Below are 25791 nucleotides of genomic sequence, written 5' to 3' on the forward strand. Positions count from 1 at the left end.
TCACCGCCGCCACCAGCGCCGTCCGGCAGTCCCGGCGGCGGCCCGGCGGCGGCCGGCACCGCGACCGCTCACCCGGCCAAAGCTCTGCGTGATGCGGTCGAGCACGACGGCCAGCAGAACCACGGCCAGGCCGCTCTGCACACCGAGGCCGATGTCCAAACGCTGGATGCCCTGGAGCACCACGTTCCCCAGCCCCCCGGCGCCGATCATCGAGGCGACGACGATCATCGACAGTGCCATCATCATGGTCTGGTTCACCCCGGCCATGATCGACGGCAGGGCGTTGGGCAGCTGAATCTTGAACAGGAGCTGATGGTCGCGGCAACCGAAGGCGCGCCCGGCCTCGACCAGTTCCGCCGGCACCTGCCGGATGCCGAGCGCCGTCAGGCGAACGGCCGGCGGCATGGCGAAGACCACGGTGGCGATGATGCCGGGCACCCGGCCCAGACCGAAGAACAACACCGCCGGGATCAGATAGACGAAGGCCGGCATCGTCTGCATCAGGTCCAGCAGCGTCTTGCCCACCCCGTCGGCGATCTTGCTGCGCGCCATCCAGATGCCGAGCGGCACCCCGCCGATCAGGCTGAGCACGGTGGAGGCGAGAACCAGCCCAAGGGTGGACACCGTCGGCTCCCACAGCCCCATCACGAAGATCCCGCCCAGCGACAGCAGGGTGAACAGCGCGAAGGCGCGCCCGACCCGCCAGAGCGCGACCGCCGACAGCATCAGCGCCAGCAGCCAGGGCGGCACCCCCAGCAGCAGCCCGTCCAACGCCTCTCCCAACCCATCCACCGTCGCGGCGATGAGCGTCAGCGCCGGCTGCCCATGGTCGAGGATCGTCGTCACCAGCCATTCGGCGCCGCGGGCGATGCCGCCGCCGATGGTCTCGTTCAGCCACTCGATATCCAGCAGCGCGATGTCAGCCATGCCGCACCTCGCGCCCGGCGGCCTCGCCGCGGTCGAGCGCCGCCAGCAGCGCCGCGCGGGAAATCACGCCGATGAGCCGGCCGTCCGGCTCGACGACCGGCAGCGGACAGGGGGCCGCAGCGACCCGGCCGAGCAGGGCATGGATCGGCGTGTCGGCCGCCACCGGCTCCAGCCCGAACAGGGCCGATGCGCCGTCGCCGGCCAGCACGCCGCGGAAATAGCCGGCCGCATCGGTGCGGTAGCGGAACCGTCCGGGCTCCCCCGCGGTCCCGTCGTCGGGCGGCCGGGCGAGGTCGCGGGCGCGCAGCACGCGCGAGGCATCGACGCCGCGGAAGAAGGCGCGGACATAGTCGTCGGCCGGCGCGCGCAGGATTTCCGCCGGGGTGCCGATCTGGGCGATCCGGCCATCCTCCATCACCGCGATGCGGTCGGCGATACGCATCGCCTCCTCCGCATCGTGGGAAATGAAGACGATGGTGCGGGCATCCTCGCGCTGGAGCCGCAGAAGCTCGTCCTGCATGTCTGTGCGGATCAGCGGGTCGAGTGCCGAGAAAGCCTCGTCCATCAGCATGATCGTCGGATTCTTGGCCAGTGCGCGGGCCAGCCCCACCCGCTGCTGCATGCCGCCGGACAGCTCGTCCGGATAGCGGTCGGCATAGTCCGCCAGACCGACCCGCTCCAGGGCGGCCAGCGCCGCCCGGCGCCGCTCTGCCCGCTTCACCCCGGCCACCTCCAGCCCGAAGGCGGCGTTCTCCAGCGCGGTGCGGTTGGGCAGCAGGGCGAATGACTGGAAGACCATGCTCATGTCCCGCCGCAGCACCTCGACGAGGTCGGCGTAGGGAAGCGCGGTCAGATCCCTGCCATCGAGCCGGATTTCCCCTTCCGACGGTTCGATCAGGCGGTTCAGCAGCCGGATGATGGTCGATTTGCCCGACCCGGACAGGCCCATGATGACGAAGATCTCGCCCGCCCGGATGTCGAAGCTGGCCTCGGCCACGCCGACATTGACGTTCAGCCGATGCAGGACCTCCGCCTTGGTCGCCCCGCGGCGCAGCATCTCCAGCGCCGGGCGCGGATCGTCGGCAAAGACCTTGCGCAGGCCGCGCACCGCCAGACGCACCTGTCCAATCGTCGCCGAAGACGAACCGGTGGGCGTGGGCAGAATCGTCGTCATGGGCAAGGCTTCCGGAACGCAACAGACCAGGGTGAAGGCAATCGGGCCGTAGATTGCCCCGAGACGAGGGGCGCGGTCGATAGCTGCGTTCACGAAACCTGCATTTTGATGGTGCTGTTGCGCAATTGGCCGCAGACAGACGCCGATTTTATTTTGATTGATCGTTCAATGAAAAACCTGAGGAGATTTTTTGGGTACGGGCGGGGTTGCCCGCCCGTACCTGCCCTGATCCTCCGACCGGGTCCTCAGACGCGCTCGAAGATGGCGGCGATGCCCTGGCCGCCGCCGATGCACATGGTCACCAAGGCATACCGGCCGCCGGTGCGGTGCAGTTCGTGGATCGCCTTCACCGTGATGATGGCGCCGGTCGCACCCACCGGATGGCCGAGCGAGATGCCGGAGCCGTTGGGGTTCACCTTGGCCGGGTCGAAATCCAGCTCGCGGATCACCGCGCAGGCTTGGGCCGCGAAAGCCTCGTTGGATTCGATGACGTCGAAGTCGCCCACCGACAGGCCGGTGCGCTCCAGCACCTTGCGGGTCGCCGGGATCGGGCCGATACCCATATAGTCGGGCTCGACGCCGGCATGGGCATAGCCGACGAGGCGGGCCAGCGGCTTCAGCCCCAGCGCCTCGGCACGGCGGGCATCAGCCAGCACCACCGCGGCGGCGCCGTCATTCAGGCCGGAGGCGTTGCCGGCGGTGACCGACCCGTCCTTCTTGAACACCGGCTTCATCTTCGCCAGCCCTTCCGGGGTGACGTCGCCGCGGACATGCTCGTCGGTGTCGAAGACGATGGTGCCCTTGCGGGACGCAATCTCCACCGGGACGATCTGGTCCTTGAAACGGCCCTCGGCGATGGCGCGGGCGGCGCGGCGCTGGCTTTCCAGCGCCAGGGCGTCCTGTGCCTCGCGGTCGATGCCGTAGCGGGCGGCGACATTCTCCGCCGTCACCCCCATGTGAATCTTCTGCCATGGGTCGTGCAGGATGCCGTTCATGTAATCGACCAGCGCCCCGTCGCCCAGGCGGGTGCCCCAGCGGGCGCTCGGCACGAAATAGGGGCCGCGGCTCATCGACTCCGCACCGGCGCCGATGGCGACGTCGCAGTCGCCGAGCGCGATGGACTGCGCTGCCGAGACGATGGCCTGGAGGCCGGAGCCGCAGAGCCGGTTGACGTTGAAGGCGGGCGTACCGATGGGGATGCCGGCATCGATGGCGGCGACGCGGCTGAGATAGGCGTCGTTGGTCTCGGTCGGGATGACGTTGCCCATCACCAAATGACCGACGGTGTCGGGCGCAGTGCCGGACCGCTCCAGCGCCGCCTTGACCGCCACGGTGGCGAGCCGGGTCAGCGGCACATCCTTGAGGCTGCCGCCGAAGCCGCCGATGGCGGTGCGGGCGGCGCCGACGATGACGATGTCGTTCTGCATGGTTCGGTCCACTTCTCGGACAATAAGGACGCTCAGCGGCCGGTGAAGTCCGGCCTGCGCTTGGCGACGAAGGCGCTGATGCCTTCGATGAAGTCGCTGGTGGCGGCGGTGGCGAGGAAGCGGTCGCGCTCGGCATCCAGCTGCTGGTCCAGCGTCCGGTCGAAGGACTGGCGCATCAGGTGGCGGACGCCGGCATAGGCGACGGTCGGGCCGGCGGCGAGCCGTCCGGCCAGCTTGGCCGTCTCCTCCGCCAAGGATGCCGCCGGCACCACCCGGTTGACCAGCCCGATCCGCAGCGCCTCCGCCGCGTCGATCACATCGGACAGCATCGCCAGTTCCATGGCACGGCGCAGACCGACAAGGCGCGGCAGATGGAAGCTGCCCGACCCGTCCGGCGTGGCGCCGATGCGGGCATAGGCCATGGTGAATTTGGCGTCGTCGGCGGCGATGCAGAGATCGGCGGCGCTGGCGAGGCTCATCCCCGCCCCGGCCACCGGTCCATGGACGGAGGCCAGGACCGGCACGTCCAGCCAGTCGAGAACGCGCAGCGCCTCATGCAGATGGGCGATGATGGCGCCGGCCACCGCCGGTGCGGCGGCAGGATCGTCGTTGAAACGGCCGACATCGCCGCCGGCCATGAAGCCGCGGCCGTTGCCAGCGATCACCAGCACCCGCGTCGGCCCTGACCCGCCCTCCTCCGCCACGCTGCGGCAAGCGTCGAGGAAGGCGGCGGCGGTCGGCTCGTCCAGCGCGTTCAGCACGCCGGGGCGGTTCAGCCGGATCCAGGACACCGCCCCCTCGCGGACGAGCTGGACCGGCGATGGGGTGGCGGGCGCGGTGTCTGACATCCTGGCGTCTCCCGAATCTCTACCTGATGGAAGGTATGTTACCGATCGGTATGACCTGTCAACGGTCCGGTTGACCCAACGGTCACTCATATCTCCGGGCCACAACCCGGGGCCGCATCCCTGCTCCCCGCCCCGGTGGCGGACCAAATCCATGGCTTCGCTGTTGGACCTTGCGACAGGCCGCGTCACCGCACGCCAACAGAGATTTGGAGCATCGCCATGCATCATCGGCCCCCGACCGGCTCTCCGGCCCTGACCCACTGACGGCGGAGGAGGAGTCAAGGCATGCCACCTGTTGTGCGTTCGGTCGCCTCGCTTCTGCTGGGCGTCGCCTTTCTGATGCTGGCGAACGGAGCCATGTCGACCCTGATCGGGCTGAGGCTGTCGGCGACGGAGTCCGGTGCGACGGCGGTCGGCATGATCACCGCAGCCTATTATGCCGGGCTGACGCTGGGATCGCTCTATGCGCATCGGATCATCACCCGTGTCGGCCATATCAGGGCTTTCTCCGCCTTCGCCTCCGTCGTGTCGGTCGCAGCATTGTCGCACGCGCTGTTCGTCGATGCGCCGCTCTGGGCCGTGCTGCGGCTGACGCAGGGATTCTGCATGGCCGGTCTCTACATGTGCATCGAAAGCTGGCTGAACGGCACCGCCACCAACGAAAGCCGCGGGCAGCTGCTGTCGGCCTATATGGTGACGCTCTATGGCGCGTCCGGCGTCGGGCAGCAGTTGCTGCGCCTGGACGACGAGGCGGGCGTGCGGCTGTTCATGATCGTGTCGATCCTGCTGACGCTGGCCCTGGTGCCGGTGGCCCTGACGCGGACCACGCCGCCGCAATTGCCCAACGTCTCCTCCTTCGGCATCGGGCGGCTTTATCGAAGCTCGCCGCTGGGGGTGGCGGGGGTGTTCATCAGCGGGGCGATCACCGGGTCGATCTACGGGCTGGCCCCGGTGTTCGGGGCCTCCTCCAGCTTCGGCGTGTCGGGCACGGCGCTGTTCATGTCGGCGCTGATCCTCGGCGGCATGGCGCTGCAATGGCCGCTCGGCCGATTGTCGGACCGTTTCGACCGGCGCAGCGTCATCATCGGCCTGTCGGCCGCCCTGTCGCTGACCAGCCTGGGCATGATCGCCGCCGCCGGGATGGACCAGCCGCTGGCGCTGATGCTGGTGGCGCCGCTGTTCGGCGGGCTGGCCTTCACGCTCTATCCGGTCTGCCTCGCCCACACCAACGATTACGTCCGGCGGGAGGATATGGTGTCGGCCAGCGGCGGCCTGATCCTGGCCAATTCCGTCGGCGCCATCATCGGCCCGCCGGTGGCGTCGGCACTGATGACCGCCAGCGGGCCGGCCGGGCTCTTCAGCTTCGTCACCGGCGGCGCGCTGTGCGCCACTCTCTATGGCCTGTGGCGGACCCGCATGCGCCCGCCCTTGCCCGCCGAGGCGCAGGCCGCCTTCCGCCCGCTGCCGCAGACCACCCCCACCGTGTCTCCCCTCGATCCCATGAGTGCGCTGAGAGCACGCTGAGAGAACACTCGGAAGGCCAATGGTACACTGACGATTTTCGGGAATGCTCCGTTAAGAAGTTCGGGATAGACTGCCGCCCGCTGGAATGCTGACTGGTGGTTGAATGCCGTTTTCGCGTGGGCCCCTTTTGCCGGGGACGTTGAACAGGGACGGGGCTGGGAGCCCGGATGCCGCCCGGACCGATGCCGACCAGTTCGGGGAGCTGGTCCACGCGGTGGCGCAGGATCGCGACCGCTCGGCTTTCGCTGCGCTGTTCCGACATTTCGCGCCGAAGATCCTGCAATATTGCCTGAGGCTCGGCGCCGACCGCAGCACGGCGGAGGAACTGGTCCAGGACGTGATGCTGACGGTCTGGCTGAAGGCCGCCAGCTTCGATCCGGCCCAGGCGACCGTCGGCACCTGGGTGTTCACCATCGCCCGCAACCGGCGCATCGACCGCCTGCGCAAGGAGATGCGCCCCGCCCCCGACCCGGACGATCCGGCGATGACCCCCGCCTCCCTCGCCACGCCGGAGGAGACCGCCCAGATGGTCCAGAGCAGCCGCCAACTTCAGGATGCAATCGAAACTCTGGCGGAGAACCAATCCGAGGTGCTGCGCCGTTCGTATTTTCTCGAACAGACCCATGAAGAGATCGCCGAAGACACGGAGGTGCCCCTGGGAACGGTCAAGACCCGGCTCCGCCTCGCGCTCGGCCATCTGAAACGCAGCATGAGGGACAAGGCGTGACGGTGCCGTTCCACCATCCGGACGACCAGCTTCTGATCGGCTATGCCAGCGGGCAGGAGCGGGCCGGGAAGTCACTGCTGGTGGCCACCCACCTCGCCTACTGCCCGGACTGCCGCCAGCGCGTCGCGTCTTACGAAGCCTTGTGCGGGAACTGGTTAGAAGAGCTGCCCTGCGCCGGTGACGATGGGCTGGATGCGCTGCTGGACCGCATGGACGGCCTGCTGACCGCCGCGCGGATACAACAGGAGCCGGCCCCCATTGAGCTGCCCGCAGCCGGCCGGACATGCGGACGGCTGGTGCCGGAACCGCTGCGCAGCTGGCTGCCGGACGCCATCGACACGCCGACCGATGACGGGTCCTGGCGGGAGATCTCCAAGGGGGTCTGGCTGTCGGGCTGGGAGCGCACCCTGTCCGGCACGACGAAGTCCGGCACGACGGTCCGCCTGCTCCGCATGGCTTCGGGTGCTCCGGTTCCGGCGCACCGCCACACCGCGGACGAACTGCTGCTGGTCCTGCGCGGCGCCTTCCGCGACGAATATGGCAGCTACGGGCTCGGCGACGTCGCCCACTACGTCGCCGGCACCGACCATTACGCCTTCGGCGCCAGCGAGGAAGACTGCATCTGCCTCTTCCTGCTGGACGGCGATCTGATCTTCCTCGACGAGGACGGGAATCCGCTTTAGCCGACGAGGTCCTGATATTCGGGGTGGCGCTTGATGTAGGCCTCGATGAAGGTGCAGATCGGTAGCACCTTCAGCCCCTGGGCCCGGATGTCGTCGAGCGTGCCCTTCGCCAGTTCAGACCCCACCCCCTGGCCGGTCAGGGCACCCGGCACCTCGGTGTGGGTCAATGCGATCTTGCCATCGCGCATGTCGTAGGTGACCAGCGCGGTCGAGCCCGCCACCGTCAGCTCATAGCGGCCGAGTTCCTCGTTCTTCCGCACCTTGTCGTGCAAGCTCATGATGTCCTTCGCCATAGTTGTTCGGTTTTGCGGCCGGGCCGCGCGATTGCGGAAGCTCAGCCGACCATCAGGGATTCCGCACCATCGATCCAGACCGGGGTGCCGGTGATGTGCTTTGCCCGGTCGGACGCCAGGAACAGCGCAAGCTCCGCCACGTCGAAGCTGTCGCCGGACTTGCCGCCGGTCAGGGGCACCTTACCCTGCGGATACTCGATGGGGGTCTTTACCGATTCAATATTCCGCATCTTGGTGTTGTCGGGAATGTTCGTATCGATGATGCCGGGGCAGATCGCGTTGACGCGGATGCGGCTCGGCGCCAGTTCCAGCGCCAGCATCTTCACCATGGCGAGCTGTGCAGCCTTGGTGCAGGAATAGGCGGTGGCGCCGGTGTTGCTGAACACCCGCGTGCCGTTGATCGACGCGGTGACGATCACCGAGCCGCCACCCGCCTTCTTCAGATGCGGAACCGCATGATGCAGCGTCAGGTAGGTGCCGCGCAGGTTTGTGTTGATGGTGCGGTCCCATTCGTCCGGCGTCAGGTCGTCGATGGGCGCCCAGACGCCGTTGATGCCTGCATTGGCAAAGACGATGTCGAGCCGCCCGAACTCCTCCACCAAACGCCCGACCGCCTGCCGCATCGCCTCGTCGTCGCCGACATCCGCGGTCAAGGGGATCGCCTTTCCACCGGCAGCACGGATCTCAAGGGCGGTCTTGGCGATCTCGTCCTCGGTGTGGCTCAGCACGCCGACCGAGGCGCCGGACTGGGCAAAGCGTATCGCGGACGACTTGCCGATCCCGGACCCCGCACCGGTGACCAGCGCGACCTTCCCCGTCAAATCCATAACTCAACTCCAGCCAATGACCTTCGACGCGAATGCCAACCCGTGACCGCGCCGTTCGGTTCCCATGGCCACCTCTTCGCCAATTAAATTCCGTATAAAGAAACTATATTCCGAAACTTTGATTTGCTCGGATCGCCTGATAGATTGGCGATCCGCCGGCCTCCGATCCACCCTGCCGTCCGGGATCGGATCGGCCCGGACCTTTGGCTTTCCGGAGAGTGCCGATGCCGTCGCCGGCCCAGACTGAAGCGGTTCCGCCCAATCCTGTCCAGTATGCGCGCCGGGGACGCATCGGCGTCATCGCCGTCGATTACCCGCCGGTGAACGCCGTCGGGCATGGCGTACGCAAAGGGCTGGTTGCGGCATTGGACGCCGGGCTGGCCGATAACGGGGCCGATGCGCTGCTGATCGTCTGCGCCGGCCGCACCTTCATGGCCGGCGCGGACATCCGGGAGTTCGGCAAGCCCTCCGCCCCGCCGACCCTGCCGGAGGTGGTGGCGCACCTCGATGCCGCCACCAAGCCGGTGATCGCCGCCATCCATGGAACGGCGCTGGGCGGCGGGCTGGAGGTGGCGCTGGCCTGCCATCTTCGCGTCGCGCTGAAGTCGGCGAAGCTCGGCCTGCCGGAGGTCAAGCTGGGCCTCCTGCCCGGCGCCGGCGGCACGCAACGGCTGCCGCGTCTGATCGGAGCGGCCAAGGCGCTGGACATGATCCTGTCCGGCGATCCCGTGGGTGCCGAAGAGGCGCTGGCCCTCGGCCTGATCGATGCTGTGGAGGACGGCGTCTCCGCCCTGGAGGCCGGCCTGCGCGCCGCCGAACGGCTTCTGGCCGATGGGAGCCGCCCGCAGCCGGTCAGTGCCCGCACCGACCGCATCGCCGGCACCGATCCCGCCCTGTTCACCGCGAAGCGGGCCGAGCTTGCCAAACGGCTGCCGCAGCTGTTCTCGCCCCACCGCATCGTCGACGCGGTCGAGGCAGCCGTCACCCTGCCCTTCGATGAGGGCATGGCGCGCGAGCGGAATCTGTTCCTCGCCTGCATGGACTCGCCCCAGCGCGCCGGCCTGATCCACGCCTTCTTCGCCGAACGCGAGGTGGCGAAGGTCCCCGGCCTGCCGGCCGACACGCCGACGCGCGACATCCGCAAGGTCGGTGTGATCGGCGCCGGCACCATGGGTGGCGGCATCGCCATGTGCTTCGCCAATGCCGGCATTCCGGTGGTGCTGGTCGACAGCGCGCAGGAGGGGCTGGAGCGCGGCATCGCCGCCATCCGCCGCAACTACGACTCCACCCTCCGCAAGGGCCGCCTGACCGCGGCACAGGTGGACGAGCGGATGGCGCTGATCCATCCCACCCTGTCCTACGATGAGCTGGCCGACGCCGATCTGGTGGTTGAGGCGGCCTTCGAGAGCATGGAGGTCAAGCAGGCGATCTTCCGGACGCTGGACCGGACCTGCAAGCCGGGGGCGATCCTCGCCACCAACACCTCGACGCTGGACGTGGACGCCATCGCCGCAGCGACCGGCCGGCCGCAGGACGTGCTGGGCATGCATTTCTTCAGCCCGGCCAACGTCATGCGCCTGCTGGAGGTGGTGCGCGGAGCCAAGACCTCAGACACGGTGCTGGCAACCGTGATGGGGCTCGCGCGCCGGATCGGCAAGGTCGGCGTGGCGGTGGGCGTCTGCTACGGCTTCGTCGGCAACCGCATCCTGCACCAGCGCGGCCGGGAGGCGATGGCCCTGGTCGAGGAAGGCGCCAGCCCGGAGCAGGTCGACCGCGTGTTGACGGAATTCGGCTTCCCGCTCGGCCATTTCTCGATGACAGACCTTGCCGGGATCGATGTCGGCTGGCGCATCCGCGAGGAACGGCGCAAGGCCGGCGACCCGGAGGCTCAATCGCCCGACTGGCTCGACACCCTGGCGGAGCGTGGGCGCTACGGCCAGAAGACCTCGGCCGGTGTCTACCGCTACGAGCCCGGCAGCCGTGTCCCGATCCCTGATCCGGAGGTGGCGGCGGTGATCGAGGAGGACCGCCGCCGCCGCGGAATCGTCCCGCGTCCGGTCGGCGACGAGGAGATCCGCGGACGCTGCCTTTATGCGATGGTGAACGAGGCGGCCAAAATCCTGGAGGAAGGCATCGCCGCCCGCGGGGTGGACATCGACGCCATCTGGCTGCATGGCTACGGCTTTCCGTCCTGGCGCGGCGGCCTGCTGTTCTGGGCCACCCAGGAAGGGCTGGGCAAGATCGCCGGGGCGGTCCAGCGTTACCACCGTGACATCGGCGACCCGCAATGGCAGCCGTCGGCTTTGCTCCTGCAATGCGCCGCCGAAGGCCGGGCCCTCGGATGCTGAAACCGGAATGTGGATTTCAAACCGGAAACTAGTTTCCGTTACTGATTGTTAGGAATCTTCCCTATACTCTGTCGTCAGGGATGCCCCGCTGCCCCCGACCGGCCCCCCAGCCGGCGGGATCGACGGAGCGGACCTGACCCGAGGAACCCGGACCACACCGAAGGGGAAGAGCATGAAGGACATCACCGTCGCAGCCACCGACTGGGGTCTCCACGCCGTCGCCTGCAGCGGCCTTCGTGACGCTCCTCCCTCCGCCTGGCTCGGGACGTTGCGCAACGCGCTGTCCGGTGCCGGCACCGGCCGCAACCTGTTCCTGGACCTGCGGGAGGTCGGCAATTCCCCCTTGCCGCCGTCCCATCTGGGAGCCCTGGCATCGGTCGTCGCACAGGCCGGTTACAGTGCGGTTCTGGTGTCGGACCTCCGGCTCGGCCATGCACTGTGCGATGCGGTTCGCCGCAGCGGTTCCGATGGGGAAATGGCTGCCGGTTTGCGCGTGCTGTCCGCGGATGGACGCGACCGGGTCGCCATTGCCGCCGCCTACCAGTGGCTGTTGAACGGGCGGGAGCCCGCGGATGCCCTCCTGGCGTCCGACCGCCGCCCGTCGGTTCTGGTCTTCCCCGCAACCGTGACGCAGAGGCGGCCGACCTCCCCCGGTTCCGCCGATCTGCGCCACGCTTCGTGACCGTCCTGTCGTAACCGCTTCATTTCCGCAGTCGTCGTCGTCTCAACTGCCTTTTCGCCCCGGCCGGATCCATCCCGCCGGGGCTTTTTATGTCCGCCTAAATTTTTCCGGAAGAATCTGCGCCAGCTTTCGCCCGCCGTTCCGTGGATAGCCACAGAACGAACAGGGCGGCGCCAGCCCGCCGCCCATCCCGAAAAGCCATCGGCCTGAACCGCCGCGAAATCCCGCCCGGATTCCGCGAACGGGCCGCGATTGGGTGGAGAAGGCGATGCTGGTCGATTCCGTCAGCTCAACAACGTCGACGACGTCGACGAAGTCCACGTCGAGCAGCTCGTCAGCCACGAGCGCGACCGACAGCTATCAGACATTCCTGACTTTGCTGATGAAGCAGCTCGAGGTCCAGGATCCGACCAACCCGGTCGACACGACCACCTTCACCACCCAGCTCGTCCAACTGTCCGGGCTGGAACAGCAGATGTCGATCAACGACAAGCTCGACGAGCTGAACAGCACGGTATCCGACCTCAGCAGCACCCTGTCCTCCTCCCTCGGGTCCGGCAGCGGCGCCGTCAACTACTACGGCAAGACGGTCGAGGCCGAAGGCTCGACCACCCCGTTGCAGGACGGCGAAGCGAGCTGGGAATACGACCTCGATTCCGCCGCGTCCTCGGTCAAGCTGACCATCACCGATTCAAGCGGCAACACCGTCTACAGCGACGTTAGCTCCTCCACCGCCGCCGGCACGCACGAGGTGACCTGGGACGGCGTCGGCACCAACGGCAAGAGCTACAGCAGCGGAACCTACACCCTGTCGGTGACGGCGCTCGACGCCAACGGCAAGGCCATCGACACCACCACCCGCTTCAAGGGCACCGTGACCGCCGTGGACAGCTCGTCCGGCACGGCGGTGCTGAGCGTCGACGGCGTCAGCCTGTCGGCCGACAAGGTGCTGACGGTTTCCTGACCCCTCCCCCCGGACAATTCGAAAGACAGGTGCCGCCATGAGCCTCACCAGCGCAATGTACAGCGCCACGTCCGGGCTGACCGCCCAGAGCAGGGCGCTCGCCAGCATCTCCAGCAACATCGCCAATTCCAGCACCACCGGCTTCAAGGGCACGGTGACGGAGTTCACCTCCTACATCAACAAGACCACCACTGTGGACGAGCAGGTCGGCGGCGTCATCGCGTCCAACACCCACAGCGTCAGCCGCCAGGGCGAAATCCAGTCGTCGGCGACCACCACCAACATGGCGGTCAACGGCGACGGCTTCTTCGTCGTGTCGGACAAGACCGCGAGCGGCGGCACCTACTTCACCCGCAACGGCTCCTTCTCCACCGATTCCAACGGCAATCTGGTCAATTCGGAGGGCTATTACCTCTATGGCTGGGCGGTGGGCGACGACGGCACCATCAAGGCCGGCAACAAGACCTCCACCGACAGCCTCCAGGCGATCAACCTGACCAGCATCAAGGGCACGCCCAAGGCGACCTCGACGCTGGACATCGAGGCCAACCTGCCGTCCGACGCCGCGACCGGCGACAGCTTCACCACCGACGTGGAACTGTTCGACGCGCTCGGCAACAGCCATTCGGTGACGATGAGCTGGAGCAAGACGGCCGACAACACATGGTCGCTCAGCGCGTCCGACCCGACCAGCTCGGCCGACGGCACGACCACGACCGGCACGATCTCCGGCTTCCCGATCTCCATCTCCTTCAACAGCGACGGCTCGCTGGCCAGCGCCACCCAGACCGACAGCAGCGGCACCACGACCAGCGTCGATCCCTCGGCCATCGGCTTTTCGGTCGGCGGCTGGACCACCGGCGCCAGCGACAGCACGGTGACGATGTCGATCGGCGGCGCCAACAGCACGACCGGGCTGACGCAATACGCATCGGGCGAGAGCACCGCCGCCATCGGCGACTGGACCGCCACCGGCAACGGCTACGAGCCCGGCACGCTGACCGGGACCACCATCGACAGCAACGGCGTGGTGCGCGCCACCTTCGACAATGGCGAGACGCGGGCGATCTACCAGATCCCCATCGCGACCTTCGCCAATGCCAACGGGCTGGAGAGCGAGAGCGGAACCACCTTCACCCAGACCTTCGAGTCCGGCAATTACCAGTTGCGCACCGCCGGCGACGGCAAGGCCGGCGAGATAGAGGCCGGCTCGCTCGAAAGCTCCACCGTGGAGCTGACCGACGAGTTCAGCCGGATGATCGTCGCGCAGCAGGCCTATTCCGCCGCATCCAAGGTGATGACGACGGCGCAGGACATGATCGACACGCTGATTTCGATGAAGCGCTGACGCCATGGCAGCCGCACCCGACGAACGCTTCGCCCGCGCCGACGCCCTGCTGATGGAGCACCGGCGGCTGACGGTCCAGGCGCGGGCCTTGCTGGCGAGGACCGCCACGCAGGCCGAACGGCTGGCGATGGCCGACGATCTGATCGCGCTGATCGACGGGCTGGATGTGGAGAAGCGGGCGCTGGGAGCCCGGATCCACCGCGGCCGGGTCGCCAATGCCGCAATGAGCGCCTATGGGCGGGCGATGGCGGCGCGGCGGTAAAAATTCCCCGCCAGTTTTCGGACCGCCCGCCGTGGAACCCGACATCCAAAACCCGGAGCTATCGCCATGGCGCTCAAGCAGACCCTGCGCAAGCCGGCCCCGCCGAAGCCCGTTCTGACCAAGCCCCAAGCCCCCGCCCAACTCGCTGACCAGACCGGCAAGCCGGAAACCCCGACCGTCTTCCTCCGCGTCGATGCGGTCGAGGTGCTGGAGGCCTTCGTCGCCGAACTGGACCGCGCCGCAACGCGGGCCGAGGCGGCGGTGCGCGAGGGACGGCCGCGCGATGCGCTGCTGGCGGCGGGCGACATGCAGACGCTGCTGCGCAGCTGGAAGGACCGGCTGGCCGATGCGCTGGCGCAGACGCGCAGCAAGCGCGTCGCCCCCGCCGTGCGCAGCGCCGCCAAGGCCGCCGCCGACCGGGTCCTGCCGACACTGGCCGCCCGCATGCGAGAGATGGAGGCGCAGATCAAGGTCCATCGCGCCCGCCAGAACGCCATCGGCGCCGCCCTGCGTGCCGCATCCACCGCGCCGGCTGGCGTCTATGGCGTCGCCTATGGCCCTGGTGCCCGCTATGGCGCACGGGTGGCGATGCGCACCACCGGCCATGTCGTCGGCCTGACGGCCTGACGGTTTCGGCCTGACCGCTTCGCGCCGATAAACGGAAAGGAGGCCTGCAATGTCGCTTCGCGTCGCCAGTTCCATCGCCACATCGGCGCTGCGCACGTCCGAGGTCGGCATCGCCGTCGCCTCCTCCAATGTCGCCAATGCCGACACCGACGGCTACACCCGCAAGACGGCATCCAACGTCACCCGCAGCACCGGCGTGAATGTTGCCAGCGTCGACGTCACCGCGGTCAGCAGCAACGTCGACCGCTATCTGCTGAAGACGCTCGTCTCGGCCCAGTCCGACCTCGGCTACACCGACACCCGCAACAGCTATCTCGACCAGATGCAGTCGGCCTTCGGCAGCGTCAGCAGCGACGACAGCGGCGGCACCGACATCGGGTCGATGATCGACGCGCTGGCCGACACGCTGGGCACGCTCGCCACCTCCCCGGAAAGCGAGAGCGCCAAGGCCGCCACCGTGCAGGATCTGTCGGACCTGGCGGAGACGCTGCGCAACACCTCCTCGTCCATCCAGTCGCTGCGCGCACAGGCCGACGACGAGATCGCCACCACCGTCGACACCATCAACGAGACGCTGAGCGGCATCGATTCCCTCAACGACCGGATCGTGAAGGGCAAGGCGCTGGGCCAGAACGTCACCGACCTGGAGGACCAGCGCAACACAGCGCTGAAGAGCCTGTCCAAGTCCATCGACGTCACCTATCAGGTCGACGACAGCGGGCTGATGCGCATCTCGACCGCGTCGGGCAAGTCCCTGCTCGACAGCAAGGTGCACGAGCTGTCCTACACGCCGGCCGCCTCGGTCAGCGCCAGCACGGTGTACAACGCCAGCGGCAGCAGCGGCTTCGGCGGCATCATGCTGAACGGGGTGGACGTCACCGGCTCGTCGCTCGGCGGTTCGCTGGGCGCGCTGGTTCAGCTGCGCGACACCGACCTGCCGGCGCAGCAGGCCGGCCTGGACGAGCTGGCGACCACCCTGATGGACAGGCTGAACGCCATCCAGAACCAGGGCACCTCCTACCCCGCCCCGCAAAGCCTGACCGGCACCGAGACCGTCTCGGCCAGCGATGCGCTGAAAGTAAACGAGGGCACCCTGCGCGTCGCCGTCACCGACAGTTCCGGCACGGCGGCGGAGGTCCTCGACATCGACCTGTCGACCAAATCGACCCTTCAGGACGTCGTCGACGCCATCAACACGATGAGCAACGCGTCGGCGTCGATCTCCGCCGACGGCAAGCTGGTCATCGCCGCCACCGGCACCGGCAACGGCATCGCGCTGGGCGGCGACGCCAACGACGGCACGACCGGCAACTTCTCCGACGCCTACGGCCTGAACGACCTGCTGAACGGCACCGGGGCCTCCGACATCAAGGTCGCGACTCGCATCGCCAACGACAGCAGCCTTCTCGCCACCGGCGCCCTGTCCTCCGCCAGCGGGCTGACCGCCGGCGACACGGCGCTGACCAGCGGCGAGGGGTCGGTGGTGAAGGCGCTGTCGGCGGCCTTTTCCGCCAGCTACGACTTCGACGCCGCGGGGGCCTTGAGCGCTCGCAGCACGAGCTTCGCCGGCTATGCCGGTGCAGTGATCCAGGGGGCGGCAACGCTCGCCGACAAGGCATCCACCGCCTACGACAGCCAGAAAACCTACACCAGCAGCCTCGAATCGACCTTCTCGTCGCAGAGCGGCGTGAATGTCGACGAGGAGACCGCCGCGATCTCCACCCTGCAATCCGCCTACGAGGCCGCCGCCGCGGTCATGAAGACATTGCAGGAGATGTTCAGCACGGCGCTCGACATGGTCCAGTAGAGGAGACCGCGATGGAACGGGTCGCGACCTACAACCATCAGAACACGCTCGTCCAATACATGATGAAGGCCGAGGCCAAGGTGGCCGCGGAACAGATCCGCTCGGCATCGGGTCTGAACTCCACCGACTACAAGGGCATCGCCTCGGACAGCGGCCGGCTGGTCAATCTCGAAAGCCATTACCGCCGGCTGGAGCAGTATATCGACGAGGGCGAGGTCGTGAATGGCCGCATCCAGTCGATGTACGACGCTGTCGGCGGCATGTCCGACCTGACCTCCCGCCTCAGCGCACTGATCACCGGCCTGCAGGGCAACAATGCGGCCGGTGTCGAAGGCGTGGTGGCGGAGGCCGGACAGCTGATGGAGGAACTCGGCGGGCTGCTGAACACCCGGCAGGACGGCCGTTATCTGTTCGCCGGCGGACGCACCGACCAGCCGGCCGTCGATCTGGACAGCTACAGTGCGGCAACCTATCCCTCCAGTGCCGACACCGGCTATTACCAGGGCGATTCCACCGTCGCCCATTTCCAGGCCGCCGACGATTTCGTGCTGTCCTACGGCGTCACCGCCGACCAGCCGGCCTTCGAGAAAGCCCTGCGCGCCTTCAGCCTGATCGCCAACATGTCGACCGATCCGGTCGACACCGATCTGCTGGCCGAGGCGACGCAGCTCGCCTCCGACGCCACCGACGGACTGTCGATCGTCCAGGCGAAGCTGGGTGCGGCCAGTTCCTCGCTGGAGAACACCATCGACCGCCATGTCGACGAGCAGCTGGTGCTGCAAACCCAGGTGGAGGACATCCGCAGCGTCGATCTGGCCGAATCCACCACCAAGCTGTCGCAGCTCCAGGCCTCGCTGGAGGCGACCATGAGCCTGATGAAGATCCTCGAAGAGAACAACCTGTCCAAATATCTGTGAGGATCGGGGGCATCGCAAAAAAGCGCTAACCCCATCGAAAAAGTCCGCCAGCTTTCGCCGCGTGCCCCGTGAGTCCCAGTGAGGGTCGCCGAAACGGCCCGGTTCGATCAGGAGACCACATCATGCCCGTCATCTCGACCAACACGGCTTCCAATTCGGCCCTTCGTTACCTCAACATCAACTCGACCAACCAGTCGGACTCGGTCTCGAAGATCGCCAGCGGTTCGCGCATCACCAAGGCGTCGGACGATGCTGCCGGTCTCGCCGTCGGCACCTCGCTGAAATCCGACGTCACGGTGCTGAATCAGGCGGCCACCAACGCGTCGCACGGCTCGTCGATCCTCCAGACCGCCGACGGAGGCATGTCCAGCATCTCCGACATCGTGCAGCGCATGCGCTCGCTCGCCACGCAGTCGCTGTCCGGCTCGGTCACCGACAACGAGCGCTCTTATCTGGATGCCGAATTCCAGCAGTTGCAGGATGAAATCGACGGCATCGCGTCGGGCACCCGCTTCAACGACGAATCCCTGCTTGACGGCGCGACCAACTGGTCGACCGGCGTGTCCTTCCGCGTCGGCACCACCTCGAACGACAACATCACGGTGCAGATCGCCGGCGTCACCACGACGGGGCTTGGCATCAACACGCTGGATGTCGGCACGTCGGCCACCGCCGCCGCCGCCCTGACGGCGCTCGACACCGCGGTGACCACCCTGTCGGATGCCCGTGCCGATGTCGGCGCCCTGATCTCGCGCTTTGAATTCCGCAGCGACATGATCGACACCACCATCGAGAACACCGAGGCCGCCCAGTCCAAGATCATGGACGTCGACGTGGCCGAGGAGCAATCCAAACTGGCATCGGAGAAGGTCCTGACCCAGGCCGCCATCGCCGTGCTGTCCCAAGCGAACCAGATGCCCGAGAATCTGCTCTCCCTTCTCCGCTGACGGTTCGCAAGGCCGCCGGGCAAGGGTGCCGCGTCCCGCACAGCCTCACACACTCGTGGGGCGCCCCCGCCGGCGGCCGCTTTCCTACCACCATCAGTGCCGCAAAAGCCCGCATCGCCGTGCCATCCGCCGCGTCCCGCGCGGCCGGAACCGGGAGAGCCTTGCCATGACGACCGTCAGTTCCACCACCTCCAGCACAGCCGCGACGACGGGCTATTCGGCGCTGTCCTCCAGCGATTCCGGTACCGGCATCGACTATTCCCTGCTGATCGAGGCCAAGGTGAACGCCCGGCTGGCCAAGGCCGACCGCATCGACACCAAGATCACCGCCAACGAGGCAAAGATCACCGCCTACACCGACCTGCAGGACAAGCTGCAGGCGGTCGGCGACGCCATCGACGGGCTGCGCAACCGCAGCGTCTCCACCGGCGCGTCCTCCAACCTGTTCGGCCAGCGGACCGCCTATGTCGGCGACGACGACGTGTTCAGCGCCACGGTGGACGACGACACGGAGGTCGGCACCTATTCGGTCGTGGTGCAGCAGCTGGCCACCAAGCACAAGATCGCGGCGGACGGCGTCGCCAGCAAGACAGGCGCGCTGGGCTATTCCGGCAGCTTCACGCTCCAGGCGGCCGACGGCAGCGCCGTCACCATCGCGATGGAGAGCGACGACAGCCTGACCGACCTGCGCGACGCCATCAACGCCAACAAGTCGACCAGCGGCGTCACCGCCAGCATCGTGCAGGTCAGCGACAGCAGCTATCAGCTGATCCTGACCTCCAACAACACCGGCCAGGCCATCTCGATGACCGACGGCGGCGACGGCGTCCTCTCCTCGCTCGGGCTGACGGACAGCGACGGCGCCATCAAGAATGAGCTGGTCGCCGTGCAGAAGGCGATCGTCGAGGTGGACGGCGTCACCATCACCCGCAGTTCCAACACCATCGACGACGCCATCGAAGGCGTGACGCTGAACCTCTACAGCGCCAGCCCGGGCACGGCGATCTCGATGGAGGTGTCGACCGACCTGTCCTCGATCAAGTCGGCGATCACCAGCTTCGTCGATGCCTACAACGAATATCGCGACTTCGTGGTGACGCAGCAGGCGACGACCAGCGACGGCACGGCGTCCAGCGACGCCACGCTGTTTTCCGACAGCCTGCTGCGGCAGATCGTCCGGTCGGTGAACAGCGCGCTCAACACCTCCATCACCACCGACGACGGCACGGTTCTGTCGATGGCCTCGCTGGGCATCAGCTTCAACAGTTCCAACGAGCTGGAGCTGGACGAGGACACGCTGAACAGCATCCTCAGCAGCGACGTCGACGCGGTCAAGCAACTGCTCGGCCTCAACATGACCTCGTCGTCCAGCCAGATGTCGCTGCTGCGCTACACCAGCAGCGCCTCGGCACTGTCCTTCAGCCTCGACATCGTACGCGGCGACGACGGGACGCTCAACTCCGCCTCCGTTAATGGCGACAGCAGCCTGTTCACCGTCAGCGGCAACCGCATCATCGGCGCGGCCGGCACTGCCTATGACGGCATCGTGCTGGTCTATACCGGCAACAGCGGCAGCGTGGACATCGACTTCTCGCAGGGTCTGGCCGACAAGCTGTTTGGCGTCATCGACGATGCGTCGGCAACCTACGGCAGCGACCTCGCCACCGCCATCGACGATCTGGAAACCCGGGACACCGAGCTGGAAAGCCGGTCCACCGACATCAAGACCAAGGCCGAGACCTACCGCAGCACCCTGACCGCCTATTACGCCAGGCTGGAGGCGGCGGCGGAACAGGCGGCGCTGCTGCTGAAACAGCTGACCTACAAGGACAGCAGCAGCGACAGCTGACACCGGTCGAGGTTCATCCAACGATGAGGATTTGGCGCCATGCGCAATTCCGCCTATTCGAAGGCCCTGAACGCCTATGCCGTCGCCAACAGCGCGGTGCCGCCGCTGATGGCGGTGGTGCGGCTGTACGAGCGGGCGATGACCCATTTGTACGCCGCCCGCGATGCCGCTGCCGACCGTCGGTTCGAGGCGCACCACACCGCGATCCGAAACGCGGTCATGGTGTTCGCGGGCCTTGATTCCATTCTGGTTTTCGACAAAAATGAGGATGTCGCGCTGACGCTTCGCCGGTTCTACCACCGGCTGATCGCGCAGGCCGGCGCCGCCGCCAGCCGGAAGGATCCGGTTGCGGCCTGTGACTCGATCATCCGCCAGACGTCCTTCATGCTGAAGGCTTGGCAGGCCGTGGCCGCAGAACGCGGCGGGCCATCCACTGTCGTCGGTGCCACAGCCAAAGGGCCGCATGCATCCGTCGTCGGGAGAGCGATGGATCATGCAAATGGCGGACTCTCGGCTTGACCGTCCTTGCGAGGATTCCGGTGCCGGGCGCTCCATGTCCGGGGATCTGAGCCGGGGGCCAGCCTCCGGCGTCATCGTCCCTGCGGACGAGGACAGCGACGAAGCACTGATGGCGCAAATCCGCTCCGGCAGCCAGACGGCTTACCGGACGCTGGTTCATCGCCACCTGAAACGCACCTACGCCCTGGCCCGCCGCCTGACTGGCAACGAGGCGGAGGCCGAGGATGTGGTGCAGGACGCCTTCCTCCAGGTCTGGCAACGCCGCAGCCAATGGAGCGACGACGGCGGCGCCCGCTTCACCACCTGGCTCTACCGGGTGGTGGTGAACCGCTGCATCGACCACAAGCGGCGGCCGGTCGGCCAGGATCTGGAAACCGTGGCGGAGCCGTCGGACACTGCACCCGATGCGGTCAGCACCATCCATCGCCGGCAGGTCGCCGCCCGGCTGCTGGAGGCCCAGGACAGGCTGACCCCGCAGCAGCGCGCGGCCGTGACCCTGTTTTATTACGAGAATTTAAGCAACGCCGACATCGCCAGCGTTATGCAAATCAGCATAGGTGCTGTAGAGTCGCTGTTGAAACGTGCGCGCCAGCAGCTCCGGCTGCTTCTGCGCGCCAGTGCGCAGGCGGCCAGGGATTCCTTCGATGACGGATGAGGAGTTTCGCGATCGGCTCGATCGTCACGGAGGCGACCTCGCCCTTTGGCCTGCCGACGTGGCCAGGGACGCGCGGCGCCTACTTCTGCGTTCGGTCAAGGCGCAGGCGATGCTGGATGAGATGGTGACGATGGAACTGGCGCTGGGCCATTCGGAAGACCGCCCGTCGCCCGGTCTCGCCGACCGCATCTTCGCCGCGGCTTTCCGCCTGCCGCCGTCCGACCACGGCTTCGACGAGGATGGCGATCAGCCGCCCCGGTTGATGTAGCCGGTTGATTTAGCCATCAGCGCCCCGCCACCCGGCGCAGTTCCACTGCGATGCGCTCAAGCGCCTGCTCCAGCCCCTGGCCGCCCAGCGGCTGGAACAGGCGCATCGACGGGTACCAGGGCCGGCCGGCGGTGCCGAGCTGCGTCCAGTCGCGGTGGCCGAAGCGCCAGACCGGCACCCCCAGCGCACCGGCAAGCTCCGCCACCGAGTTCGCCGGCGCGATGACGAGGTCGAGTGTCGAGACCAGCGCCGCCGTCTCTTCGAAATCGTCGCGCAGGTCGAGCCCGGTCCAGCCATAGATCGGCTGCCCGAACCGGCGCTCCGCCGCCAGGATCTCGCGCTGGCACTCGTCATATTGCAGATTCACGAAGGTGACGCCGGGCACGGCGAAGATCGAGCCCCAGGACTCCAGCGGCAGATAGGCGCTGCGGCGGTCGGCGGTCATCAATTGGCTGCGCCAGCTGATGCCGACACGCAGGTCGTCGCCGGCACCGTCCAGCCGCTCGCGCCAATCGGCGACGCGGCCACCCTCGGCGAACAGCCAGCAGGACCGCGTCGGGAAGGCCGACAGCCGGTCCCGCAGCAGGCGGGGGACAGAGCCCGCCGGGATGTGATAGTCGCAATCGACCGTCTCGGCTTCCATCAGCCCGCAGGGCGGCTGTTCGGCCCGCAAGGTCGCCTTCGGGAAGGAACGGGCGAACAGCGGCACCAGCCGGCGCTCGCACTCGATCACCACATGCCCCGCCATCTTGATCAGGTCGGGATAGCAGGAGGCGAACAGGAACTCGTCGCCCACCCCCTGCTCGCGCCAGACGAACAGGCGCTTGCCGGCCAGCGGCTCGCCCATCCATTCGGGAATGGTGAAGCGCCGCTCCGGGCGGACGCGGCCGGCCTTGAAGCGGAAGGCGTAGTCGGCCCAGCCGGCGCTCAGCGCGCCGCGCTCCAGCGACAGCAGGCCGCGGTTGAAACGGGCCAGCGCATGGCCGGGCGTGGCGGCGACCGCCCGCTCGAACCAGCGGCCGGCATTGGTGCAGCCCTGCCGCTGTTCCGCCAAACCCAGGGTGCAGAGCGGGTCGGCCAGCGATGGCGCCAGCGCCAGTGCCCGGCGGCAGGCGGCGTCGGCGTCGACGGGGTTCTGGGCGCCGTTCAGCGCATAGGCCAGCACGGCATGCAAAGGCGCATGGCCGGGCATCAGCCGGATGGCGCGGCGCACCTGCACCGTCGCCGGAACGAAGGCCTCTCGATCGGACAGGTCGGCACCGAGATTGCCTAGCGCATCGGCGAAGGCGGGGTTGAGCGCCAGCGCCCGCTTCCAGCAGGCTTCCGCCTCCGCCTGATGCCCCTGCGCCTTGCAGGCGTTGCCGAGATTGTTCCAGGCCTCCGCCTGACCGGGGTCGCGGGCGATGGCGCGGCGCTGCCAGCGCTCGGCACGGCCATAGTCCCCAAGCGCGGACTCCGCCAGCCCGAGATTGACGAGCGCCGGCACATGGCCGGGGTCGATCGCCAGCGCGCTCCGGAACCGGTCGCGCGCCTCCGCATGACGGCCGAGCGCGTGCAGCAGCAGGCCCAGATTGTTGCGTGTCTCGGCATGGTCGGGCTGGCGCCGCAACGCCTCGCCATAGGCGCTCTCCGCCTCGGCCAGCCAGCCCGATCCCTGAAGTGCGGCACCCAGGTTGGCCCAGACCGATCCGGTGTCGGCCCCCAGCCCGATGGCCTCCCGATACGCGGCGGCGGCCTCGGCCACCGCACCCCAGCGGCGCAATGCGTTTGCCAGGGTGACGCGGGTCGCGGCATCCTGCGGCCGCAGCCTCGCCGCCAAGCGGTAGCAGCCGATGGCGGCACCGGCCTGCCGCAAATCCTCCAGCGCGCGGCCCATGCCGAGCCGCGGTTCGGCAGCCCCCGGCACCAGACGGGCCGCTGCGCGGTAGCAGCGCAGGGCGGGCACCGGCCGCGCCTGCCGCCCGGCGATGGCGCCCAGCAGGCAGAGCGCATCGGCATCGTCCGGGTTGACGGCGAGAGCCCGGCGGGCGCTGGCAAGCGCCGCGGTCACCCGCCCCTCCTCCATCAGCGCCTGCCCCAATGCCAGATGGTAGGAGCCGACCAGCGCGTTGGAGCGCGCCGCGGTGTCGAACAGACGGGTGGCGTCGGTCCGCCGCCCATCCTGAAAGGCGATATGGCCCAGCAGATGGGCGGCGTCGCCATGCGACGGGTCGATCCGCAGGATCTCGCGATAGAAACGCTCCGCCCGCTCGGTCTGTCCGGCATTGTGGTGCTGGACCGCAAGGCGCAGCAATCCGTCGGTACGCCGTGTCGCGTTCCCGTCCATGTCGTCGCCGTTCCGTCAAATGAACTGGTCAGCGGCATCCATGGCCGCGTCTGTTCCTTGTTACGGCGACGACATCGGACTCCTGCGCGTGTCTGCAACTTTTCCGCTGTCCTCCGTACTTTTATGTGCCGGGCATCGATGGATCAGGAGAGCGAGGTGTGCGAGCAGACCCAGAGAACCAGCGCATCCCCCTCGCCGCCCGAGATGCAGGCATGCCCCATGGCGCTGTCGAAATAACAGGAATCGCCCTTGGACAGGATCAGAGGCGTGTAGCAATCGCTGTGAAGCGTCACTTCGCCTTCCAGCACATAGATGAACTCCTCCCCGTCATGGCGGGAAAGCCCGCCGAATTGTTGGATGCTGCGCGCCTTGATCGTGGTCACCAGCGGGACGAACCGCTTGTCGGGCAGGTCGGCGTTCACCGCCTCGTACCGGTACTGGTCGGTTTCGTGCACCGCACCGTCACCGGCCCTGGTGACGCTGCGGCGGCCAAGCGGGGTCGGCTTCGGAACCTGACCGAACAGCTCTCCCACCTCCACCCCCAGGCCGGAGGCCAGTGCGGCAATCTTCTCGTAGGTCGGCGACAGCTGCCCGTTCTCGATCTTCGACAGAGTGGATACCGAGACCCCGGACCGCTCGCTCAACTGTTGAAGCGTGAGCCGTGCCGCGGTACGCAGGCGCCTCAGCGTCGGCGCAAGGATGCCCACGGTGCCGTTCGCCCCTTGTCCGTCCCCTCGGGTTCGCCGCGATGATCCGCCCACAGTGTTTTCCCGATTTGATCCAACCCGCACGGCCGTCCGGCTGAGTATAGCCGGCCGAAATTTTTCTTATACGAAAATTTTGTGGCGCATGATCCGAAGCGGATATAGCGTGACGGTCCCTGAAGGCCCATCCGTCGCGAGGAGAGCACCGCCTTGACCACAGCCGCCCTGTCCATGCTGTCGCCCGCGGAAACGGCCGAACTCCTGCCTTTCGCTCCCCTGTGCGACGCCATCGCCGATGCCGCCCGCGACTATGCCGCCGGCCGGATTCACAGCCCGGAACGACAGGTCCTGCCGCTGCCGCAGAACGGCGTCCTGCTGTCCATGCCGGCGACGGCCAGCGATATCGGCATCCACAAGCTGGTCAACGTCTGTCCGGAGAATGGAACGCTCGGGCTGCCGACCATCCATGGCGTGGTCGCCGCCTATGACGGCGCCACCGGGGCCCCGCTGGCGATCCTCGACGGGCCGACGGTCACCGGACGCCGCACCGCCGCGGTGTCGATGCTGGCGATCCGGACGCTCGCCCGGCGTCCTCCGCAGCGGGTCGCCCTGTTCGGCACCGGCAAGCAGGCCGCTTATCATGTCGAGGCGCTGGCATCGCTCTATCCCGGGATCCGGGTCGACGTGCATGGCCGGCGGGACGAGGCCTGCCGGTCCTTCTGCCGGACCTCCGGCGTGGCGGGGATCGATCTGCGTCCGGCCTCCGGGGCGGTGGACCCCGCCGTCGATGTCGTCATCACCCTGACGACCAGCCTCGTGCCGGTCTATGACGAAGCACCGCGGCCTGACCGGCTGCTGGTCGGTGTCGGTGCCTTCAAGCCCGAGATGGCCGAATACGGTCCAATCTCCATCTATGGCAGCGACGTCTTCATCGACGACCCGGCCGGCGCGCGGCATGAGGCCGGCGACCTGATCCAGTCCGGCTTCGACTGGACGACCGGACGGTCGCTGGCCGATGCGCTGGACGGCACCAGCCTCACCGACCGGCCCCGCCTGTTCAAGAGCGTCGGCTGCGCCGCCTGGGACCTCGCCGCCGCCCGCTGCGCGCTGAGGAGCAGGGTTGCGGCGTGAGGCGCCG

The 25791-nt window shown here is 67.7% G+C and carries 26 protein-coding genes; 17 read left to right on the top strand and 9 right to left on the bottom strand.

Annotated features, from left to right (window positions below; translation table 11 throughout):
• From TSH64_RS18420 to TSH64_RS18435, 4 genes are all read right to left on the bottom strand, one after another.
• Complete coding sequence (locus TSH64_RS18420; protein ID WP_109447124.1) at window positions 1-927, bottom strand: ABC transporter permease subunit; 927 nt, start codon at window positions 925-927, stop codon at window positions 1-3.
• Complete coding sequence (locus TSH64_RS18425; RefSeq protein WP_109447126.1) at window positions 920-2101, bottom strand: glycine betaine/L-proline ABC transporter ATP-binding protein; 1182 nt, start codon at window positions 2099-2101, stop codon at window positions 920-922. The genes TSH64_RS18420 and TSH64_RS18425 overlap by 8 nt, the downstream gene beginning before the upstream one ends.
• Before the next feature lie 245 nt (window positions 2102-2346).
• Complete coding sequence (locus TSH64_RS18430; protein WP_109447128.1) at window positions 2347-3528, bottom strand: acetyl-CoA C-acyltransferase family protein; 1182 nt, start codon at window positions 3526-3528, stop codon at window positions 2347-2349.
• Window positions 3529-3560: 32 nt separating this feature from the next.
• The gene (locus TSH64_RS18435; RefSeq protein WP_109447130.1) at window positions 3561-4376 is read right to left on the bottom strand and encodes an enoyl-CoA hydratase-related protein; all 816 of its coding nucleotides are present in this window, start codon (window positions 4374-4376) and stop codon (window positions 3561-3563) included.
• A gap of 285 nt (window positions 4377-4661) precedes the next feature.
• On the opposite strand from TSH64_RS18435, the gene TSH64_RS18440 reads away from it, so the two are divergent.
• The 3 genes from TSH64_RS18440 to TSH64_RS18450 all read left to right on the top strand — a co-directional run bounded on the left by TSH64_RS18440 (window position 4662) and on the right by TSH64_RS18450 (window position 7310).
• Window positions 4662-5900 carry an MFS transporter gene (locus TSH64_RS18440; protein ID WP_109447132.1) on the top strand — a complete coding sequence of 413 codons (1239 nt, stop codon included), beginning with the start codon at window positions 4662-4664 and terminating at the stop codon, window positions 5898-5900.
• A 139-nt stretch (window positions 5901-6039) separates the two neighbouring features.
• Window positions 6040-6627: a sigma-70 family RNA polymerase sigma factor gene (locus TSH64_RS18445; RefSeq protein ID WP_247873020.1), complete on the top strand. Its 588-nt coding sequence runs from the start codon at window positions 6040-6042 to the stop codon at window positions 6625-6627.
• Complete coding sequence (locus TSH64_RS18450; RefSeq protein ID WP_109447136.1) at window positions 6624-7310, top strand: cupin domain-containing protein; 687 nt, start codon at window positions 6624-6626, stop codon at window positions 7308-7310. Before TSH64_RS18445 ends, TSH64_RS18450 begins: the two co-directional genes overlap by 4 nt.
• Here TSH64_RS18450 and TSH64_RS18455 read toward each other — a convergent pair.
• Window positions 7307-7588, bottom strand: coding sequence for a GNAT family N-acetyltransferase (locus tag TSH64_RS18455; protein WP_109452797.1), 282 nt, complete (start codon window positions 7586-7588; stop codon window positions 7307-7309). The two genes, TSH64_RS18450 and TSH64_RS18455, sit on opposite strands and share 4 nt — an antisense overlap.
• Window positions 7589-7644: 56 nt before the next feature.
• Complete coding sequence (locus TSH64_RS18460) at window positions 7645-8430, bottom strand: SDR family NAD(P)-dependent oxidoreductase (RefSeq protein ID WP_109447138.1); 786 nt, start codon at window positions 8428-8430, stop codon at window positions 7645-7647.
• 224 nt (window positions 8431-8654) lie between these two features.
• On the opposite strand from TSH64_RS18460, the gene TSH64_RS18465 reads away from it, so the two are divergent.
• A complete protein-coding gene (locus TSH64_RS18465; RefSeq protein ID WP_109447140.1) occupies window positions 8655-10778 on the top strand; it encodes a 3-hydroxyacyl-CoA dehydrogenase NAD-binding domain-containing protein in 2124 nt (707 codons plus the stop codon).
• Window positions 10779-10950: 172 nt separating this feature from the next.
• Window positions 10951-11460 (top strand): hypothetical protein, encoded by a 510-nt coding sequence (locus TSH64_RS18470; protein WP_109447142.1) that lies wholly within the window; start codon window positions 10951-10953, stop codon window positions 11458-11460.
• Between the two features lie 87 nt (window positions 11461-11547).
• Here the strand turns inward: TSH64_RS18470 and TSH64_RS18475 are convergent, their stop codons facing one another.
• On the bottom strand, window positions 11548-11802 hold the full coding sequence (locus TSH64_RS18475) for a hypothetical protein (protein ID WP_247873021.1): 255 nt from the start codon (window positions 11800-11802) through the stop codon (window positions 11548-11550).
• On the opposite strand from TSH64_RS18475, the gene TSH64_RS18480 reads away from it, so the two are divergent.
• The 11 genes from TSH64_RS18480 to TSH64_RS18530 all read left to right on the top strand — a co-directional run bounded on the left by TSH64_RS18480 (window position 11729) and on the right by TSH64_RS18530 (window position 21623).
• Window positions 11729-12424: a flagellar hook capping FlgD N-terminal domain-containing protein gene (locus TSH64_RS18480; RefSeq protein ID WP_247873022.1), complete on the top strand. Its 696-nt coding sequence runs from the start codon at window positions 11729-11731 to the stop codon at window positions 12422-12424. The two genes, TSH64_RS18475 and TSH64_RS18480, sit on opposite strands and share 74 nt — an antisense overlap.
• Window positions 12425-12461: 37 nt before the next feature.
• On the top strand, window positions 12462-13772 hold the full coding sequence (gene flgE / locus TSH64_RS18485; RefSeq protein WP_109447146.1) for a flagellar hook protein FlgE: 1311 nt from the start codon (window positions 12462-12464) through the stop codon (window positions 13770-13772).
• A gap of 4 nt (window positions 13773-13776) precedes the next feature.
• The gene (locus tag TSH64_RS18490) at window positions 13777-14034 is read left to right on the top strand and encodes a hypothetical protein (protein WP_109447148.1); all 258 of its coding nucleotides are present in this window, start codon (window positions 13777-13779) and stop codon (window positions 14032-14034) included.
• Between the two features lie 66 nt (window positions 14035-14100).
• The gene (locus tag TSH64_RS18495) at window positions 14101-14661 is read left to right on the top strand and encodes a hypothetical protein (RefSeq protein WP_109447150.1); all 561 of its coding nucleotides are present in this window, start codon (window positions 14101-14103) and stop codon (window positions 14659-14661) included.
• Between the two features lie 49 nt (window positions 14662-14710).
• The gene (gene flgK, locus TSH64_RS18500; RefSeq protein WP_109447152.1) at window positions 14711-16468 is read left to right on the top strand and encodes a flagellar hook-associated protein FlgK; all 1758 of its coding nucleotides are present in this window, start codon (window positions 14711-14713) and stop codon (window positions 16466-16468) included.
• Between the two features lie 11 nt (window positions 16469-16479).
• On the top strand, window positions 16480-17385 hold the full coding sequence (locus TSH64_RS18505; RefSeq protein WP_109447154.1) for a flagellin: 906 nt from the start codon (window positions 16480-16482) through the stop codon (window positions 17383-17385).
• A 122-nt stretch (window positions 17386-17507) separates the two neighbouring features.
• The gene (locus TSH64_RS18510; protein WP_098736547.1) at window positions 17508-18332 is read left to right on the top strand and encodes a flagellin; all 825 of its coding nucleotides are present in this window, start codon (window positions 17508-17510) and stop codon (window positions 18330-18332) included.
• A 166-nt stretch (window positions 18333-18498) separates the two neighbouring features.
• The gene (gene fliD, locus TSH64_RS18515; protein ID WP_109447156.1) at window positions 18499-20181 is read left to right on the top strand and encodes a flagellar filament capping protein FliD; all 1683 of its coding nucleotides are present in this window, start codon (window positions 18499-18501) and stop codon (window positions 20179-20181) included.
• A 39-nt stretch (window positions 20182-20220) separates the two neighbouring features.
• Window positions 20221-20700 (top strand): flagellar export chaperone FliS, encoded by a 480-nt coding sequence (locus TSH64_RS18520; RefSeq protein ID WP_109447158.1) that lies wholly within the window; start codon window positions 20221-20223, stop codon window positions 20698-20700.
• Window positions 20701-20734: 34 nt separating this feature from the next.
• Window positions 20735-21355: an RNA polymerase sigma factor gene (locus TSH64_RS18525; RefSeq protein WP_247873023.1), complete on the top strand. Its 621-nt coding sequence runs from the start codon at window positions 20735-20737 to the stop codon at window positions 21353-21355.
• Window positions 21345-21623 (top strand): hypothetical protein, encoded by a 279-nt coding sequence (locus TSH64_RS18530; protein ID WP_109447162.1) that lies wholly within the window; start codon window positions 21345-21347, stop codon window positions 21621-21623. Before TSH64_RS18525 ends, TSH64_RS18530 begins: the two co-directional genes overlap by 11 nt.
• 16 nt (window positions 21624-21639) lie before the next feature.
• On the opposite strand, the gene TSH64_RS18535 is transcribed toward TSH64_RS18530, so the two are convergent.
• Window positions 21640-23949, bottom strand: coding sequence for a tetratricopeptide repeat protein (locus TSH64_RS18535; RefSeq protein WP_109447164.1), 2310 nt, complete (start codon window positions 23947-23949; stop codon window positions 21640-21642).
• Between the two features lie 143 nt (window positions 23950-24092).
• Window positions 24093-24656: an XRE family transcriptional regulator gene (locus TSH64_RS18540; RefSeq protein ID WP_109447166.1), complete on the bottom strand. Its 564-nt coding sequence runs from the start codon at window positions 24654-24656 to the stop codon at window positions 24093-24095.
• 207 nt (window positions 24657-24863) lie between these two features.
• Between TSH64_RS18540 and lhpI the strand changes: the two genes are divergently transcribed.
• Window positions 24864-25784, top strand: coding sequence for a bifunctional Delta(1)-pyrroline-2-carboxylate/Delta(1)-piperideine-2-carboxylate reductase (gene lhpI / locus TSH64_RS18545; RefSeq protein ID WP_247873024.1), 921 nt, complete (start codon window positions 24864-24866; stop codon window positions 25782-25784).
• Window positions 25785-25791 lie beyond the last annotated feature (7 nt).

Source organism: Azospirillum sp. TSH64 (assembly GCF_003116035.1).
Lineage (GTDB): Bacteria > Pseudomonadota > Alphaproteobacteria > Azospirillales > Azospirillaceae > Azospirillum.

Bases quoted from the DNA above. Each gene is read 5' to 3' on its own strand.
- TSH64_RS18460 (WP_109447138.1), bottom strand. From the start codon at position 8,430: ATGGATTTGACGGGGAAGGTCGCGCTGGTCACCGGTGCGGGGTCCGGG.
- TSH64_RS18435 (WP_109447130.1), bottom strand. From the start codon at position 4,376: ATGTCAGACACCGCGCCCGCCACCCCATCGCCGGTCCAGCTCGTCCGC.
- TSH64_RS18520 (WP_109447158.1), top strand. From the start codon at position 20,221: ATGCGCAATTCCGCCTATTCGAAGGCCCTGAACGCCTATGCCGTCGCC.
- TSH64_RS18505 (WP_109447154.1), top strand. From the start codon at position 16,480: ATGGAACGGGTCGCGACCTACAACCATCAGAACACGCTCGTCCAATAC.
- fliD (WP_109447156.1), top strand. From the start codon at position 18,499: ATGACGACCGTCAGTTCCACCACCTCCAGCACAGCCGCGACGACGGGC.
- flgE (WP_109447146.1), top strand. From the start codon at position 12,462: ATGAGCCTCACCAGCGCAATGTACAGCGCCACGTCCGGGCTGACCGCC.
- TSH64_RS18440 (WP_109447132.1), top strand. From the start codon at position 4,662: ATGCCACCTGTTGTGCGTTCGGTCGCCTCGCTTCTGCTGGGCGTCGCC.
- TSH64_RS18480 (WP_247873022.1), top strand. From the start codon at position 11,729: ATGCTGGTCGATTCCGTCAGCTCAACAACGTCGACGACGTCGACGAAG.
- TSH64_RS18535 (WP_109447164.1), bottom strand. From the start codon at position 23,949: ATGGACGGGAACGCGACACGGCGTACCGACGGATTGCTGCGCCTTGCG.
- TSH64_RS18495 (WP_109447150.1), top strand. From the start codon at position 14,101: ATGGCGCTCAAGCAGACCCTGCGCAAGCCGGCCCCGCCGAAGCCCGTT.
- TSH64_RS18490 (WP_109447148.1), top strand. From the start codon at position 13,777: ATGGCAGCCGCACCCGACGAACGCTTCGCCCGCGCCGACGCCCTGCTG.
- TSH64_RS18420 (WP_109447124.1), bottom strand. From the start codon at position 927: ATGGCTGACATCGCGCTGCTGGATATCGAGTGGCTGAACGAGACCATC.
- TSH64_RS18430 (WP_109447128.1), bottom strand. From the start codon at position 3,528: ATGCAGAACGACATCGTCATCGTCGGCGCCGCCCGCACCGCCATCGGC.
- TSH64_RS18455 (WP_109452797.1), bottom strand. From the start codon at position 7,588: ATGAGCTTGCACGACAAGGTGCGGAAGAACGAGGAACTCGGCCGCTAT.
- flgK (WP_109447152.1), top strand. From the start codon at position 14,711: ATGTCGCTTCGCGTCGCCAGTTCCATCGCCACATCGGCGCTGCGCACG.
- TSH64_RS18465 (WP_109447140.1), top strand. From the start codon at position 8,655: ATGCCGTCGCCGGCCCAGACTGAAGCGGTTCCGCCCAATCCTGTCCAG.
- TSH64_RS18530 (WP_109447162.1), top strand. From the start codon at position 21,345: ATGACGGATGAGGAGTTTCGCGATCGGCTCGATCGTCACGGAGGCGAC.
- TSH64_RS18510 (WP_098736547.1), top strand. From the start codon at position 17,508: ATGCCCGTCATCTCGACCAACACGGCTTCCAATTCGGCCCTTCGTTAC.
- TSH64_RS18525 (WP_247873023.1), top strand. From the start codon at position 20,735: ATGTCCGGGGATCTGAGCCGGGGGCCAGCCTCCGGCGTCATCGTCCCT.
- TSH64_RS18425 (WP_109447126.1), bottom strand. From the start codon at position 2,101: ATGACGACGATTCTGCCCACGCCCACCGGTTCGTCTTCGGCGACGATT.
- TSH64_RS18470 (WP_109447142.1), top strand. From the start codon at position 10,951: ATGAAGGACATCACCGTCGCAGCCACCGACTGGGGTCTCCACGCCGTC.